Genomic DNA, 14,793 nt, shown 5'->3' with positions numbered 1-14,793 from the left:
CTCACCTGAATGTTCGGGCGGCGTGGCTAGAATCCCGCGGGTGGACGCCCCTCGCTTCCTCTCGCTCAGCCGCGTGATCGCGGCCGCCCAGTGGCCCGTCGTCATCCGGCAGGCCACCGAGCTCCGCGCCATCGTGCCGCGCCTGCCCGACGCCGAGCGCCCGTGGCGTGGTGAGATGCCCGGCCCCGACCCGCTGCGCCTCCTCGTGCTCGGCGACTCGACCGCGGCCGGGGTCGGCGTGCAGACCCAGGAGGACGGCCTCCCCGGCGCCCTCGCCGCCGAGCTCGCGGAGCGCCTCGGCCGCGGTGTGCACTGGCGCGCGGTCGGCGAGAACGGGGCGAGCTCCCGCGCGCTCCTCGACCGCTTCATGGAAGAGGCGCTCGCGGAGCCCGCCGACCTCGTCTTCCTCAGCGCCGGCGCCAACGACGCCCTCCAGATGCGCTCGACGCGCGTCTTCAGGCGGGATGTCGAGGAGCTGCTCGATCGGCTCGGCGAGGCCTGGCCGCACGCGACGATCCTCATGTCCTCGCTGCCCGCCTTCGTCCACTTCGACCTCCTGCCGGAGCCGCTCGCGACCTCCCTCTGGCGGCACACCCGCGCCCTCGAGCGCGCCGCCCGCCGCGTCGTCGCGCGCGATGAGCGGCGCCACATGTCGCCGCCCGCGGGCGTCTACACGGAGGGCTTCTTCGCCGAGGACCTCTTCCACCCGAGCGCGAGCGGCTACCGCCATTGGGCCGAGTTCGCGATCGACGACGCCTGGGATGCCGGGGTCGGCGAGCGCCTGGAGCTCGCCCGATGAGCCGCGCCCCCGCGATCCTGCTCTCCCCGGTCGTGCTCGCGCAGGCGCGGCGGCTGCGACGCGAGGTGCCGCACCTCGACCCGCCCCCGCCTCCCTGGACGGGCGCGACGGTCGGCGGCGCGCTCCAGCCGGAGGCGCGGCGGCTCGTCGTGCTCGGCGACTCGACCGCGGTCGGCACCGGCGTCGAGCGCGCCGAGGACGCGCTCGCCCCGCGGGTCGCCGCGATCCTCGCCGACACCGGGATCGACGACGGCCGCGGCGTCGTGTGGACGGCGGTCGGCGAGCACGGCGCCACCGCCGACCGGATCCGCGGCGCGCACCTCGGGGATGCCGTCGCCGAGCGCCCGCACGTCGCCGTCATCGCGGCGGGCTGGAACGACGCCATGCACCTCCGCTCCCCGCGCGCCTACGCGGGCGACCTCCGCGAGATGGTGCGCGAGCTGCGTGATGCACGGCACGGCTGCCGGATCGTGCTGCTCGCCCCACCCCGCTTCGGCGCGTTCCCCGGACTCCCGCAGCCGCTCCGCCGCGCGCTCGGGCGCGCCTCCGAGGGACTCGTCCGCGCCGCCGCGCGCGTCGCCCGGGAGGAGCGCACCGCGCTCGCCCGCGGCTTCGACGGCGCCTCCACCGCGGCGGACGGATTCCACCCGGACGCCGCCGGCTACGCGGCCCTCGCGGACGGCATCCGGCGGGCCCTCCGCTCCCGGTAGACTGACGGCATCCCACCCCCGACCCGCCAGGAGTCCACGAGTGCCCACCATCGTCGTCGAGGTCATGCCCAAGGCCGAGCTCCTGGATCCGGCCGGCAAGGCCGTCGCCGGGTCGCTCGCGAAGCAGGGCCGCAGCCGCGTCACCGACGTCCGCATCGGCAAGCGCTTCGAGCTCACGGTCGACGAGATCACCGAGGAGACGCTGGCCGAGGCCCGTGCCCTCGCCGAGGACCTGCTCTCGAACGGCGTCATCGAGGACGTCGTCGCGGTGAAGGCCGCCGAGTAGTGCGCGTCGGCGTCGTCACCTTCCCCGGATCGCTCGACGACCGGGACGCGCGGCGCGCGGTCCGGCTCGCGGGCGCCGAGCCGGTCGCGCTCTGGCACGACGACCACGACCTCCAGGGCGTCGACGCGATCGTCCTCCCCGGCGGGTTCAGCTACGGCGACTACCTCCGCTGCGGCGCCATCGCGGCGCAGTCGCCCATCATGCGCGAGGTCGTGGATGCGGCCGGCCGCGGCACCCCCGTGCTCGGCATCTGCAACGGCTTCCAGATCCTCGTCGAGGCGCACCTGCTCCCCGGCGGCCTCATCCGCAACGACCACGGCGACTTCATCTGCCGCGACCAGGTGCTGCGGGTCGAGAACGCGTCGACGGCGTGGACGAACGGCTTCACGCGGGGGCAGGAGATCACCATCCCGCTGAAGAACGGCGAGGGCGGGTTCATCGCCGACGCCGAGACGCTGAAGCGGCTCGAGGGCGAGGGCCAGGTCGCCTTCCGCTACGTCGGCGTCAACCCGAACGGCTCGCTCGACGACATCGCCGGCGTGACGAACGCGGCGGGCAACGTCGTCGGCCTCATGCCGCACCCCGAGCACGCGGTGGAGGCCGGGTTCGGCCCCGACACGGCGGCCGCCATGCGCTCCGGCGTCGACGGCCTCACCTTCTTCACGAGCGTCATCCGGTCCTCGCTCGCGCGGGCGTGACCGGGGCGTGAGCCCGAAGTCGCTCTTCCGTCTCGTCGCGATCGCCGAGGCGGTCACCTGGACCCTGCTCATCGCGGGGCTCGCGATCCGCGCGGTCGAGCCGGAGCTGCGAGTCGCGGTCACGGTCGGGGGCGGCATCCACGGCTTCGTGTTCCTCGCCTACGCAGCGACCGCCGTCGTCACGGCGCTCAACCAGCGCTGGAGCCTCGGCACCGCGGTGCTCGCGGTCGGCAGCGCGGTGATCCCCTACGCGACCATCCCGGTCGACGTCTGGCTGCACCGCTCGGGGCGGCTCGAGGGCGCATGGCGCGTCGAGGCGGGAGACGACCCGCGGGATGCCCGCGCCGTCGACCGGCTGCTGCGCTGGTTCCTCGCCCGGCCGCTCGCCTTCCTCGGCCTCGCGCTCGCGCTCGTCACCGCGGTCTTCGCGGCGCTGCTCCTCGCCGGCCCGCCCGGCGGGCAGTAGCTCGGCGGGGCTCCGCCGCCGACGGCCCGCGGGACTCAGTCGCGCGCGGGCACGACGGGCATTGACTGCGTGAAGGCCTCGTTCCTGGCGTCCGCCTCGGGGCTGCCGCTGAAGAGCCCCTCCGTCTGCGAGGCGGCCGCGCGGCGCGCGGGGCGTGGCGAGGCATCCTCGCGGCGGCCGAGTTCGAGCCGCTGCACCGGGAGCCCCCGTCGATCGGCCGACACGAGCTGCTCGACCATCGCCTCGCGCACCTGGCAGCGCAGGTCGAAGAGCGTGCCGGCGTCCGCCGCCGTGACGAGGATGCGCACCCTGATGAGCCCCCCGACGGCATCCGTCACCTGGAGCACCTTGGTGCGGCCGTCCCAGAGCTCGCTCTCCGCGAGCACGGCGTCGAGCCGATCCCGGAGCCCGCGGAGGTCGACGCGCCAGTCGACGTCGAACTCGACGGCGCCGAGCAGCTCGCTCTCGCGCCGGGTCCAGTTCTGGAACGGCGTCTGCGTGAAGTAGGTGCTCGGGAGCACGAGCCGCCGGTCGTCCCAGAGCCGCACGACGACGTAGGTGAGCGTGATCTCCTCGATGCGGCCCCACTCCTCCTCCGCGATGACGACGTCGTCGACCCGGATCGCGTCGGAGAACGCCAGCTGCAGGCCGGCGAAGACGTTCGCGAGCGTCGACTGCGCGGCGAGGCCCGCGACGACGGAGGCGAGCCCGGCCGAGGCGAGCACGCTCGCGCCGACCGCCTCGACGCCCGGGAAGGTCAGCAGCACCGCACCGACCCCGACGATCGCGACGGCGATGAGCGAGATGCGCCGCAGGATCGAGACCTGGGTGCGCACGCGCCGCGCGACGCGGTTGTCGGCCATGTCCATGGGATGCCGCTCGAGCACGACCTCGAAGCCGAAGGAGACGACGCCCGCGATGAGCCAGGCGACGGAGGCGATGATGAGGATGCGGGCGCCGTGCTCGATCGTCGGGAGCGCGGCGCGCGCGGGCAGCGTCAGCTCGACCGCGATGAGCAGCGCGACGACGACGAGGAGCGCGCGCAGCGGCCGCAGCACGCGGCCCATGAAGCGCGGCGACCATCCGCGGCGGCGGGCGAGGAGGCGGATCGGGAGGCCGAGGATGGCGGCCGCGACGACGCCCAGGGCGAGGGCGAGCGCGGCCGCGATCGCGAAGGACGGCCAGGAGACGAGGGCGAAGGGCACGGGCGGGGGCCTTCCGTGTCGGCGGACTCGGGCACCGCTCCGTCGCGGACGACCAGGCTAACCATCACCTGCCGAGCTGCACGGCGCATCCCCGCGGACTCCCACCTCGCGCCAAGCCGGGTGCGCGCGCCCGGGCCGACGTCGCACCGGGCCGCGCCGAACGCCCTTCGGACACCCGTGCCGCCGAGGGACGGCGACGCACCGCCGTCCCTCGCGCAAGAGACATGTCTCCTGCGGATCGGACAGCGTCAGTTGAGGGCGGGGGTGTCCTCGGGGATGACGCCGTCGGCGTAGAGGGATGCCGCGAGGTCGCGGTAGGCGCGCAGGGCGACGCGCTGCGTCAGCGGCCCGTAGGAGATGCGGGCGACCCCGAGCGACTCGTACTCGGCCGCCGTGAGCGCGCCGGGGAGGCCGATGACGCTGAGCTTCTGCGGCCCGAAGGCGTCGACGAGGGCCGAGACCGTCTCGCGGTCGAGGGCGCCCGGCACGAAGACGAGGCTCGCGCCCTCCGCGAGGAAGGCCGTCCCGCGCTCGATCGCATCCGCGACCTTCTCCTCGTGGGGCTTGTCGCCGCCGCGGGCGATCGCGTCGGTGCGCGCGTTGAGCTGGAAGGCGACGCCCTCCGCCTCCGCCGCCTGCACGATCGCGCGGACGCGGGCGACCGACTCGTCGAGGGGCTTCAGGCGATCCTCGACGTTCGCGCCGACGACGCCGAGGCCGATCGCGCGGCGGATCGTCTCGCCCGGCTCCGCATAGCCGTCGTCGAGGTCGGCCGTGACCGGGAGGTCGGTCGCGGCGACGATCGCCGGGAGCGCGCCGAGCGCGGTGTCGAGCGGCATCCCGCCGTCCTCGTAGCCGAGGCTCGCGGCGATCGAGTGACCCGCCGTCGCGATCGCCTTCGTGCCGGGGAGGTCGGCGACGACCTTCGTCGTGATCGCATCCCAGACGTTGACGACCCGGAGGATCTCGGGTGCCTCGTGGAGCTGCTGGAGGGCGGTGGCCTTCTGCGTGGTGTCGGTCATGCCTCGACGCTAGCGAGCGAGGGCGTCCCGGCGCCGGGCGCCCGGTGAACGCTCGGGGGCCGTCCAGCCGCTGTCGCGCCGGTAGGATTCAGGGGTCGCCCGGCACGCCCTCGATCCAGGAGCATCAAGCCCACGTGAGCACTTCCGCCGCCACCCCCCACGTCGTCGACTCCGTCGAGAACGCGACGGCCACGCCCGAGCGCGAGCAGCCCTACGGCGCGCTCGGCCTCAAGGCCGACGAGTACGAGCGGATCCGCGAGATCCTCGGCCGCCGCCCCACGAGCGGCGAGCTCGCCATGTACTCGGTCATGTGGAGCGAGCACTGCTCCTACAAGTCGTCGAAGGTGTGGCTGCGCCAGTTCGGCCAGAAGGTCTCCGACGACATGCGGAAGAACCTCATGGTCGGGATGGGCGAGAACGCCGGCGTGCTCGACATCGGCGAGGGCTGGGCGGTCACCTTCAAGATCGAGAGCCACAACCACCCGAGCTATGTGGAGCCCTTCCAGGGCGCCGCGACCGGCGTCGGCGGCATCGTCCGCGACATCATCTCGATGGGCGCCCGACCCGTCGCCGTCATGGACGCCCTCCGCTTCGGCGCGATCGACCACCCCGACACGGCGCGCGTCGTGCCCGGCGTGGTCTCGGGCATCTCGTTCTACAGCAACTGCCTCGGCCTCCCGAACATCGGCGGCGAGACCTGGTTCGACCCGGTGTACCAGGCGAACCCGCTCGTCAACGCGCTCGCCGTCGGCGTGCTCCGCCACGAGGACCTCCACCTCGCGAACGCGCGCGGCGTCGGCAACAAGGTCGTGCTCTTCGGCGCGCGGACGGGCGGCGACGGCATCGGCGGCGCCTCCATCCTCGCCTCCGAGTCCTTCGAGGAGGGTGCGGGCCGCAAGCGCCCCGCCGTCCAGGTCGGCGACCCCTTCGCCGAGAAGGTGCTCATCGAGTGCTGCCTCGAGCTCTTCCAGGGCGACCTCGTCGAGGGCATCCAGGATCTCGGCGCCGCCGGCATCTCGTGCGCGACGAGCGAGCTGGCCTCCAACGGCGACGGCGGCATGCAGATCTCGCTCGACGAGGTGCTGCTGCGCGACCCCACGCTCACCGCCGAGGAGATCCTCATGTCGGAGAGCCAGGAGCGCATGATGGCGGTCGTCACGCCCGAGAAGCTCGAGGGCTTCCTCGCGGTGACCGCGAAGTGGGATGTCGAGACGAGCGTCCTCGGCGAGGTCACCGACACCGGCCGCCTGCGCATCGACTGGCACGGCGAGACGATCGTCGACGTCGACCCCCGCACGGTCGCCGTCGACGGCCCCGTCTACGAGCGCCCCCTCGTGCGCCCGACCTGGATCGACGACGTCAACGCCGACACGGCCTCCGTGCTCGAGCGCCCCACCGAGGGCCCCGCGATCAAGGCGCAGGCGCTGCAGCTGCTCGCGAGCGCGAACCTCGCCGACACGTCGTGGATCACGAACCAGTACGACCGCTACGTGCTCGGGAACACGGCCCTCTCGACGCCCGACGACGGCGGCATGGTCCGCGTCGACGAGGAGTCGGGCCTCGGCTTCGCCGTCGCGACGGATGCCAACGGCCGCTACTGCTACCTCGACCCGTACCAGGGCGCGCAGCTCGCGCTCGCGGAGGCGTACCGCAACGTCGCCGTCACGGGCGCGACGCCCGTCGGCGTCTCGGACTGCCTGAACTTCGGCAGCCCCGAGAACCCCGAGGTCATGTGGCAGTTCAGCCAGTCCGTCACCGGGCTCGCGGACGGCTGCCTCGAGCTCGGGATCCCGGTCACGGGCGGCAACGTCTCCTTCTACAACCAGACGGGCGACGTCCCCATCCACCCGACGCCCGTCGTCGCGGTGCTCGGCACGATCGACGACGTCGCACGCCGCGTGCCCTCCGGCTGGCAGGACTCCGGCGACAACCTCTACCTGCTCGGCACGACCTCCCTCGAGCTCGACGGCTCGCAGTGGGCGGGCGTCGTGCACGGGCACCTCGGCGGGCGCCCGCCGGCGGTGTCCCTCGGGCGCGAGCAGGAGCTCGCGGCGCTGCTCTCGGCGGCGGCCCACGAGGGGCTGCTCAACGCCGCGCACGATCTCGCCGACGGCGGGCTCGTGACGGCGCTCGCCGAGGGGGTGCTGCGCTTCGGCGTCGGCGCCCGCGTGTTCCTCGACGAGCTCATGGAGCGCGACGGCGTGGATGCGGCGACCGCCCTGTTCAGCGAGTCGACCGGGCGCGTGCTCGTCGCGGTGCCGCGCGAGGAGGACGTGAAGTTCACGCGCCTCTGCGAGGGTCGCGGCTACCCGGTGCTGCGCGTCGGCGTCACCGATGCGCGCGGCGCGGAGGCGGCGCTCGAGGTGCAGGGGCTGTTCACGGCGAGCCTCGAGGAGCTGCGCGGCGCGCACGCCTCGACCCTGCCGGAGCACTTCGGGCAGGTCCGCGCGGTCTAATCGCCGGTGCCGTCGTCGGGTTCCGGCGGCGGGCGCCCCCGCACCCCGTACACCGGCCATGCCCCCGGACTGGGGATCACGCGCCGGCGTGTCGCTGCGGGAGCATGGACGGGCGCGAGACGCCGGAGGGGGTCCGGCCTCGTGCGCATGGGGGGAACATGCGGGCAGTCGCCGCCATCTCGGCGGGCGCCGTCGCGCTCGTCGTCGCGACGCTGCTCTCGGCGGCGGGCGCCCAGGCGTCCCCGGACCCGGACCCGGTGGAGACGGATGCCGCGGCCGGCATGCTCGCCGAGCACGCCCACGACGCCGCACCCGCCTCCCTCGAGGACGACGCCGCCCGGCACGAGGGGGAGCCGCGCCTCGCCGTCCGCGGACGCCTCGAGCTGATCCTCCCGGAGGCCGAGCTCGGCGACGACGGCCACGAGCACCTGCCCGAGACCGACCAGCCGGTCGCGTCCGTCCTCACGGAGGAGGGCACCCGCATCCGCCTCGAGGCCGCGCCCGCCGGGGCCGGCGCCGGCGCCGTCGTCGCGCTCGAGCTCGCGCTCCCCGCCGCGCTCCTCGCGGAGGCCGGCGAGAGGGCCGAGGAGGCCGCCGCCGAGTCCGCCGCCGAGGACGAGCCGCTCACCGAGCAGGACGAGGCCGGCGCCGTCGCCGCCGCCGTCGCGGAGGAGCAGGCCGAGCCGCTGCCCGTCGTCGCCGCGCAGGTCGCCGAGCCGGCTCCCGCGCAGCGCGCGCCCGCCCTCGAGCACCGCCTGTACATCGCCGTCGTCGGGCCGAAGGGCGGCGCCGCGCACGGCAGCTTCGCCGACGCCGCCGTCCGCTCGCTCGTCGCGCAGGTCGGCGACTACTGGACCGCGCAGTCGGGCGGCGTCATCAGCCGCGTCGGCATCGCCGGCCTCACCCGCTACACCTCCGCGATCGACTGCGGCTCGGGCATGACGAGCGTCACGCGCTGGTGGGATGAGGCGGGCCCGCGCTTCAACGCCGACCCCGACCGCTTCTTCGCCCCCGGCACGGGACGCCACCTCGTCGTCCTCACCCCCGACGGCGGCGACAGCTGCCGGCGCTCGCTCGGCTTCGTCGGCCTCGGCACGCTCGGCGAGACGAGCGACGACGGCGGCCTCATCCAGTCGCTCGTCGGCACCCGCTACGACGCCCACACCCTCGCGCACGAGCTCGGGCACAACATCGGGCTCGGCCACGCGAACGTCCACACCTGCGAGATACCGGACACCCTCGAGGGCACGCGCGACGGCGCCGGCCCCTGGGCGCCGACCGGCTGCCGCGTCGACCCCTACCTCGACCAGTACGACGTCATGGGCTTCTCGATCGCCGACCAGCCCCGCATCCCCTCGCTCTCCGCCCCCGGCCTCGACCGTCTCGGCTTCCTCGGCGACGACTCGCGCGAGGTGCTCGCGCTCCCCGCCGGCCAGAGCGACGCCGTCGCCTCCCGCACGATCCGCGCCATCGGCACCGGCAGCGGGCCGCGCGTGCTCCGCATCGTCGAGCCCGGCACCGGCGTCCTCTACTGGGTCGAGCTGCGGACCCCGGTCGGGCAGGATGCCGGCATCAAGGCCATGCGGGATGCCGCCGGCTTCTGCGGCAAGGGATCCTGCGCGACCGAGGACGGCTACGCGACCCGCTTCGGCGACGGCATCCGCATCCTCAAGCTCGACCCGAGCCGCAGCACCGCACCCGACACCCTCGCGCTCACCTCGCAGCACGCGACGAGCCGCCAGGGCTACCGCGACCTCGCGATCGACACCGACGGGAGCTGGGCGAGCCGCTCCGGCCGGATCCGCCTGGATGTCGAGTGGTCGGGCACGACGAGCGCCCGCGTTCGCGTCGAGCTGAGCCGCGAGCCGAAGCTCGGCGCGGCGCCGCTCGGGGCCGCCATCGCGAAGGACGGCGCGCGGCTCACGGTGGTGCGCGCGCGCTTCCGCCTCCCCGGCGTGACGACGACGACCCGCTGGTACGTCGACGGCCAGCTGCGCGCGACGGGCACGAGCCTCACCCCGACCGCCGCCGACAGCGGGCGGCAGATCACCGCCCGCGTCACCGCGAGCCGCGCCGGCTTCGCCGACGGCGTCGCCGAGACGCCCGCGATCCGCTGGACGAGCGGCTGGAGCGAGCGGCAGAACCATCGCGTGCGCCTCATGCTCACCGCCGAGGGCGCCGCCTCGGGCCAGGATGCCGAGGGCGAGGCCGTCATCATCGCCGACACCGGCAACCTCCCGGCCGCGGGCACGGTGCGCTTCCTCGACCCCGCGACCGGCGGCCTCTACCCGGGCACCTGGACGCTCGACGAGGACGGCACGATCGCCGCGCCGCTTCCCGCGGGGCTCGCCGCCGGCACGCGCGAGCTCGCCGTGCGCTGGACGCAGGCGGGCACCGGGCTCGCGCTCGACTCGGCCCCCGTGCCGCTCGTCGTCGGACGCGGGAGCACCACGGCATCCCTCGACGTCGTCGAGCAGACCGCCGCCTACGCGACCCTGCGGGCCCGTATCGGCGGCTGGCGGGGGCTCGCCCCGACGGGCGTGCTGCTCTTCACGGCCGAGGGCCGCACGCTCGCGCGCGCCGCCCTCGAGCCGGGCAGCGGCGGCGTCATCACGGTGCACGTGCCGACGCGCGACGCCGCGAACCGCGAGATCGCGGTCACCTACCTCGGCGACGAGAGCTTCCGGCGGAGCACCTCGCCCGCCGCGACGATCGGCGGCTGACCGGAGCGGCGGCCACCCGACCCCTTCCGAAATGCAGGACCGATCGCGCAGTCTCCCCGTCGCCCCGGTGCCCCGTCCGGCTGCAGATCGCCGCCATCCTGCATTTCGGAAGGGGACGGGGGATGCGGGGTCTGCCCCGGGCATCGCCACTTCCGAAATGCAGGACGGGGAGACGCCAGGTGCCGTCATCGCGGTCGCGACGGGCCGTCTCGGGCGGGTTCATCCTGCATTTCGGAAGGGGTGAGAAGGGGAGAGGCCCCCGGAGCGGCGGCTAGGCCTCCGGCTGCTCCGCCGCGAGGCGCTCGTGGTGGTGGATGACCTCCGCGACCACGAAGTTGAACCACTTCTCGGCGAAGGCCGGGTCGAGCTGCGCCGCCTCCGCGAGCGAGCGGAGCCGCGCGATCTGCACGCGCTCGCGGTCCGGATCGCTCGGCGGGAGGCCGTGAGTCGCCTTGAGGAGGCCGACCCGCTGCGTGAACCTGAAGCGCTCCGCGAGGAGGTGCACGAGGGCCGCGTCGATGTTGTCGATGCTCGAGCGGATGTCGAGGAGCTGCGCGCGGGCGGCGTCCTGCTCGGCGGTGGTGGGGTCCTGCGCTGCCATGCACCGACTGTATCGGGCGGGTGCGCCAGGACGCGTCGGCTGCGGCGGCTGCGGCGGCGCTCCTCAGCCGGCGGAGGCGACGGTCGCCCGCAGCAGCGGCCGCGTGGCGCGGATCGCTCCCACCACGAGCAGGACCCCGACGCCGATCGACGACACCACGAGCAGCAGCGTGCCCGTGTTGAAGATGAGCGCGATCCCGGCGAGCGGGAACACGACGATCGCCGCCGAGGCCGCCGCCCAGACGGAGGTCGCGAGCAGCGGGACGAGGACCGCCCCACGCCGCGCCGCATCCGCCGTCGACAGGGGCACCCCCATGCGGTCGAGGCTCACGTTGAGCTCGCGCCGGTCGAGGATGCCGGCCGCCTGGTTGACGCCCACCGAGCACGCCACCGTGAGGAACGCGCCGACGACCGTCACGATGACGCCCGTCCGGATGTCGACGAGCAGCATCCCGCCCTCCGGATCGCTCGGGTCGATGCCGCCCGCCAGCTCGAGCACGGCGACGCCGATGCCCGTGAACACGGCCGTGAACGTCGCCATCGCGACGCCCGAGACCTGACGCCAGGCGTCCTTCGGGGAGTCGAGGATGCGGCGGGCCGCGAGCAGGCGGGCCGGCGTCGAGGCACGGCGGAGGCGGACGCGCGCGACGATCCGCAGCATCCACGGCCCCACCAGATCGAGCACGGCGAGCGTCGCCGCGAAGGCGCCGATGCCGACCGTCATCGCGGCCCCCGACACGAGCCCGCCGATCATGCTCGTCGCCGTGACCGCGAGCGCCAGCACCGCGAGGCCGACGACCGCGACCGGCCAGCTCGAGCGCTCGGCGTCGCTCCGCATCCGCACGCCCAGGGGCGACAGCGACACGCGCCGGAGGCCGAGCATGGCGCTCGCGAGGCCGACGACCGACACCCCGAGCACCACGAGCGTCGCGATCCCCGGGTGCAGGATGACGGCCTCTGCCGTGAGCGGCGCGCCGCGGAAGTGGATGAGGCCGATCGCGGGCGTCAGCGCCAGCGCGCCCGCCCAGCCGAGCAGCCCGCCGATGAGCGCCTGCGCGCCCGTCTCGAGGACGGTGATCGCGGAGACCGTGCCGGTGCTCGCGCCGAGGAGGCGCAGTGTGGCGAGCCGGTCGTCGCGGCGGCGCGTCGCGAGCCGTGCGGCGGAGGCGCCGAGCGACAGCAGCGGGACGACGAGGATCGCGAGCGCGAGGGCCGCGAGGAAGGCGTAGATGACGCGCTCGTCCCCGGCGCCGTCCCCGGCGCCGCCGCCCCAGAAGGCCTGGGCGCCGCCGAGCACCGTCATGATGAGCGTCGTCGTCACCGCGAAGGCGGCGACGGGGAGGACGGCGAGGCCGAGCGATCCGCGCCCCGGCCGCCCCAGCATCCAGGCCAGGCGGGCGATCACGCCGACACCTCGTCGAGGATGCGGCCGTCGGCCATGTGCACGGTGCGGTCGCAGCGCGCCGCGACCGCCGCGTCGTGGGTGACGACGACGAGCGTTCGCCCGTCGCCGGTGGTGGCGCCGAGCAGCGCGTCCATGACCTCGCCCGAGGTGCGCGAGTCGAGCGCGCCCGTCGGCTCGTCGGCGAAGACGACGCCGGCGCCGGTCACCTGGGCTCGCGCGATGGCGACGCGCTGCGCCTGGCCGCCGGAGAGCTGGCCGATGCGCCGATCCTCCATGCCGCCGAGACCGAGGCGGGCGAGCCACTCGCCGCCGCGGCGCTCCGCCTCGGCACGGCGGATGCCGGTCACCATGAGCGCGAGGGCGACGTTCTCGATCGCGGTGAGCTCGGGCACGAGGAAGCCCTGCTGGAAGACGAAACCGAAGGCCTCGCGACGCAGGCGCGAGCGCTCGCGGTCGGAGAGGGAGGCGACGTCCGGCACCTGCGCGCCGGGGAGGGCGAGGCGGATGCCGCCCGCGTCGGGCACCGTGATGCCGGCGAGCGCGTGGAGCAGGGTGGTCTTCGCTGCAATTCCCCCTACATTTTTCCCCCAGAAGTACTGCTTGATCTGGGTTTATGTGGCTCCGCCCGGCCGCATGGACGCTTGCTTTACGCCTCCACTCGCCTCCGCGCGAGCCCACTGAACGGGCGCGGCAGCGAGCCCTCCGCCCACGGGCCAACGACCTGGTTCGGGCAATCACCCGTGAGCTTCGACTCGATTCACTAATAGTTGATCATAACCAAACCATTTCCGTGATATACTTGTCATATGGACAACAATTTCGATCATGGGAGGAGCGGAGCATGAGGCTCGGCGGACTGAGCGAGGTCGCGGAAGAACTGGGAGTGACGCCCCAGCGGATCGCCGCGCTGCGCCAGCGACCCGACTTCCCGGATGCGGTCGGTGAGATCGCTCAAGGCCCCATTTGGGATCTGGACGTCGTCAAGGCCTGGAACGGATCCGGCCTGCGGCAGAGGAAAGCCGGACGCCCGAAGTCCGACCTCACCGTCCGGACCCTGGGTGGACGGTTCATCCTCGAACTTCCGGCGATCGGAAGCGGCGGATTCGCCGACGTCTTCCGCGCAACCGACCGGAAGACCGGGAACCTCGTTGCGGTCAAGGTCCTGCGGGACACGGCAACCGTGGACCCGGAGGCGATCAGCCGCTTCAAGCGAGAACTACGGCTGCTGGAAGGGCTTACCCATCCCAACGTGATCTCCGTGATCGCGCAGGGCGAGACCGACGAGCAGGACGTCTGGTACGCGATGCCGTTGGCGCAGGGCAGCCTGGCCGACTTCATCGAGAAGGTCGACGGCAACCCACCACTGATCGTGGACATCATGCGCCAGATCTGCGCCGGACTCACATACATCCACAGCAACGGCGTCTACCACCGCGATCTGAAGCCGGCGAACGTGCTCCGTCTCGAGAGCGGGGAATGGGCCGTCTCCGACTTCGGCCTGGCGGTTGAGGCCGAGCGGGGCACCACACCTCTGACATCGACGCTCCGGGCAGGCATGGGCTCCTGGGTCTACGCGGCCCCCGAGCAGTGGGCGCGAGCGCGCAGCGCCGATCACCGCTCGGACGTCTACAGCCTCGGCAAGATCCTGCAGGAACTCGTGACCCAGGAGTACCCGGTGAACACCGAGATGGCGGCAGGGCCCCTGCGACCCGTCGTCGAGCGCGCCACCGCGAACAACCCTGCCAGCCGGTACGGTTCTGTCGCCGAGTTCCTCGAGGCCGTCGAGCGTTCGCTCGGCACTCACCAGGAGTACGAGAACTGGGAATCCCGCGAACAGACCGCTGAACGGCTCCGCGACCGGATGCTGAGCCCGTCAACGACACCGGCCGATCTGATCGAGATGCTCGAGTGGGCCACTCTTCTCGACGAATCCGACGAGGACGACATGAAGGCGCTCAGCCGCGTGCTGCCGTGGTGCACCTCGTCGTCCATCGAGTTCCTCTGGAACCGGGACCGTGGCGCGTTCCGTCGTCTGTTCGAGCGGTTCACCGACTACGTCAAGCGCACGGGCTTCTCGTTCGAGTACTGCGACGTGCTCGCGAACTTCATGCGCCGCGCCGTCGATGTCACCGGCGACTCCAGCATCCTGCGCATGGCGGTCGCTGCCCTCGCCGTCCTTGGCCCGGACCACAACCGTTGGCACGTGCGGGACGTGCTGGTCTCGGTCCTGCAGGACGTCAAGTCGGAAGAGATGTCGATGGCCGCCATCGAAGGGTTGCGCTCGGTGAGCCGCAGCCAGGTCGCCTGGTCGATCACCGACTTCACCGTTCGCACGCTGCCGCCGGCGATCCGGATCGGCATCGCCGACTGGATAAGCGAGGCCAGCTGATGACCCTCGCACGACCTCAAGGAAAGAGGTGACA

12 protein-coding genes and 1 pseudogene are annotated in these 14,793 nt (G+C 73.5%); 8 read left to right on the top strand and 5 right to left on the bottom strand.

The features are described 5' to 3' along the window. Positions 1-40 precede the first annotated feature (40 nt). The 5 genes from OF852_RS10690 to OF852_RS10670 are packed head-to-tail and all read left to right on the top strand — an operon-like array spanning position 41 to position 2,959. The gene (locus OF852_RS10690; RefSeq protein ID WP_271119143.1) at positions 41-799 is read left to right on the top strand and encodes an SGNH/GDSL hydrolase family protein; all 759 of its coding nucleotides are present in this window, start codon (positions 41-43) and stop codon (positions 797-799) included. After that, complete coding sequence (locus tag OF852_RS10685) at positions 796-1,509, top strand: SGNH/GDSL hydrolase family protein (RefSeq protein WP_271119142.1); 714 nt, start codon at positions 796-798, stop codon at positions 1,507-1,509. The genes OF852_RS10690 and OF852_RS10685 overlap by 4 nt, the downstream gene beginning before the upstream one ends. A 40-nt stretch (positions 1,510-1,549) precedes the next feature. Continuing rightward, positions 1,550-1,795: a phosphoribosylformylglycinamidine synthase subunit PurS gene (gene purS / locus OF852_RS10680; protein WP_271119141.1), complete on the top strand. Its 246-nt coding sequence runs from the start codon at positions 1,550-1,552 to the stop codon at positions 1,793-1,795. Then, positions 1,795-2,493, top strand: a complete 699-nt coding sequence (gene purQ, locus OF852_RS10675; RefSeq protein WP_271119140.1) for a phosphoribosylformylglycinamidine synthase subunit PurQ — start codon at positions 1,795-1,797, stop codon at positions 2,491-2,493. The genes purS and purQ overlap by 1 nt, the downstream gene beginning before the upstream one ends. 7 nt (positions 2,494-2,500) lie before the next feature. Beyond that, on the top strand, positions 2,501-2,959 hold the full coding sequence (locus OF852_RS10670; protein ID WP_271119139.1) for a DUF3817 domain-containing protein: 459 nt from the start codon (positions 2,501-2,503) through the stop codon (positions 2,957-2,959). A 35-nt stretch (positions 2,960-2,994) separates the two neighbouring features. Here the strand turns inward: OF852_RS10670 and OF852_RS10665 are convergent, their stop codons facing one another. Beyond that, positions 2,995-4,164, bottom strand: coding sequence for a mechanosensitive ion channel family protein (locus OF852_RS10665; protein WP_271119138.1), 1,170 nt, complete (start codon positions 4,162-4,164; stop codon positions 2,995-2,997). A gap of 248 nt (positions 4,165-4,412) precedes the next feature. Further along, complete coding sequence (locus OF852_RS10660) at positions 4,413-5,186, bottom strand: isocitrate lyase/PEP mutase family protein (RefSeq protein WP_271119137.1); 774 nt, start codon at positions 5,184-5,186, stop codon at positions 4,413-4,415. Positions 5,187-5,320: 134 nt separating this feature from the next. On the opposite strand from OF852_RS10660, the gene purL reads away from it, so the two are divergent. Together purL and OF852_RS10650 are read left to right on the top strand one after the other, a co-directional pair. After that, positions 5,321-7,642, top strand: a complete 2,322-nt coding sequence (purL, locus tag OF852_RS10655) for a phosphoribosylformylglycinamidine synthase subunit PurL (protein WP_271119136.1) — start codon at positions 5,321-5,323, stop codon at positions 7,640-7,642. 158 nt (positions 7,643-7,800) lie between these two features. Beyond that, positions 7,801-10,365 (top strand): hypothetical protein, encoded by a 2,565-nt coding sequence (locus tag OF852_RS10650; protein ID WP_271119135.1) that lies wholly within the window; start codon positions 7,801-7,803, stop codon positions 10,363-10,365. Positions 10,366-10,636: 271 nt separating this feature from the next. Here the strand turns inward: OF852_RS10650 and OF852_RS10645 are convergent, their stop codons facing one another. The 3 genes and pseudogenes from OF852_RS10645 to OF852_RS10635 all read right to left on the bottom strand — a co-directional run. Beyond that, entirely contained in the window at positions 10,637-10,966 is a 330-nt protein-coding gene (locus OF852_RS10645) for a chorismate mutase (protein ID WP_271119134.1), read from the bottom strand. Positions 10,967-11,029: 63 nt separating this feature from the next. Then, a complete protein-coding gene (locus OF852_RS10640; protein WP_271119133.1) occupies positions 11,030-12,370 on the bottom strand; it encodes an FtsX-like permease family protein in 1,341 nt (446 codons plus the stop codon). Further along, positions 12,367-12,936, bottom strand: a pseudogene (locus OF852_RS10635) (ABC transporter ATP-binding protein); the annotation flags it as partial. The pseudogene OF852_RS10635 and the gene OF852_RS10640, both read right to left, overlap by 4 nt. Before the next feature lie 275 nt (positions 12,937-13,211). Here OF852_RS10635 and OF852_RS10630 point away from each other — a divergent pair. Beyond that, entirely contained in the window at positions 13,212-14,759 is a 1,548-nt protein-coding gene (locus tag OF852_RS10630) for a serine/threonine-protein kinase (protein WP_271119132.1), read from the top strand. Positions 14,760-14,793: the final 34 nt, after the last annotated feature.

It is taken from the genome of Homoserinibacter sp. YIM 151385, assembly GCF_027912415.1.
Taxonomy (GTDB): Bacteria; Actinomycetota; Actinomycetes; order Actinomycetales; family Microbacteriaceae; genus Schumannella.
This window is presented reverse-complemented; position numbering and strand designations above follow the sequence as displayed.

Coding starts and splice junctions, on each gene's coding strand:
- OF852_RS10685 (WP_271119142.1), top strand. CDS start 796: ATGAGCCGCGCCCCCGCGATCCTGCTCTCCCCGGTCGTGCTCGCGCAG.
- OF852_RS10660 (WP_271119137.1), bottom strand. CDS start 5,186: ATGACCGACACCACGCAGAAGGCCACCGCCCTCCAGCAGCTCCACGAG.
- OF852_RS10650 (WP_271119135.1), top strand. CDS start 7,801: ATGCGGGCAGTCGCCGCCATCTCGGCGGGCGCCGTCGCGCTCGTCGTC.
- OF852_RS10645 (WP_271119134.1), bottom strand. CDS start 10,966: ATGGCAGCGCAGGACCCCACCACCGCCGAGCAGGACGCCGCCCGCGCG.
- OF852_RS10630 (WP_271119132.1), top strand. CDS start 13,212: ATGAGGCTCGGCGGACTGAGCGAGGTCGCGGAAGAACTGGGAGTGACG.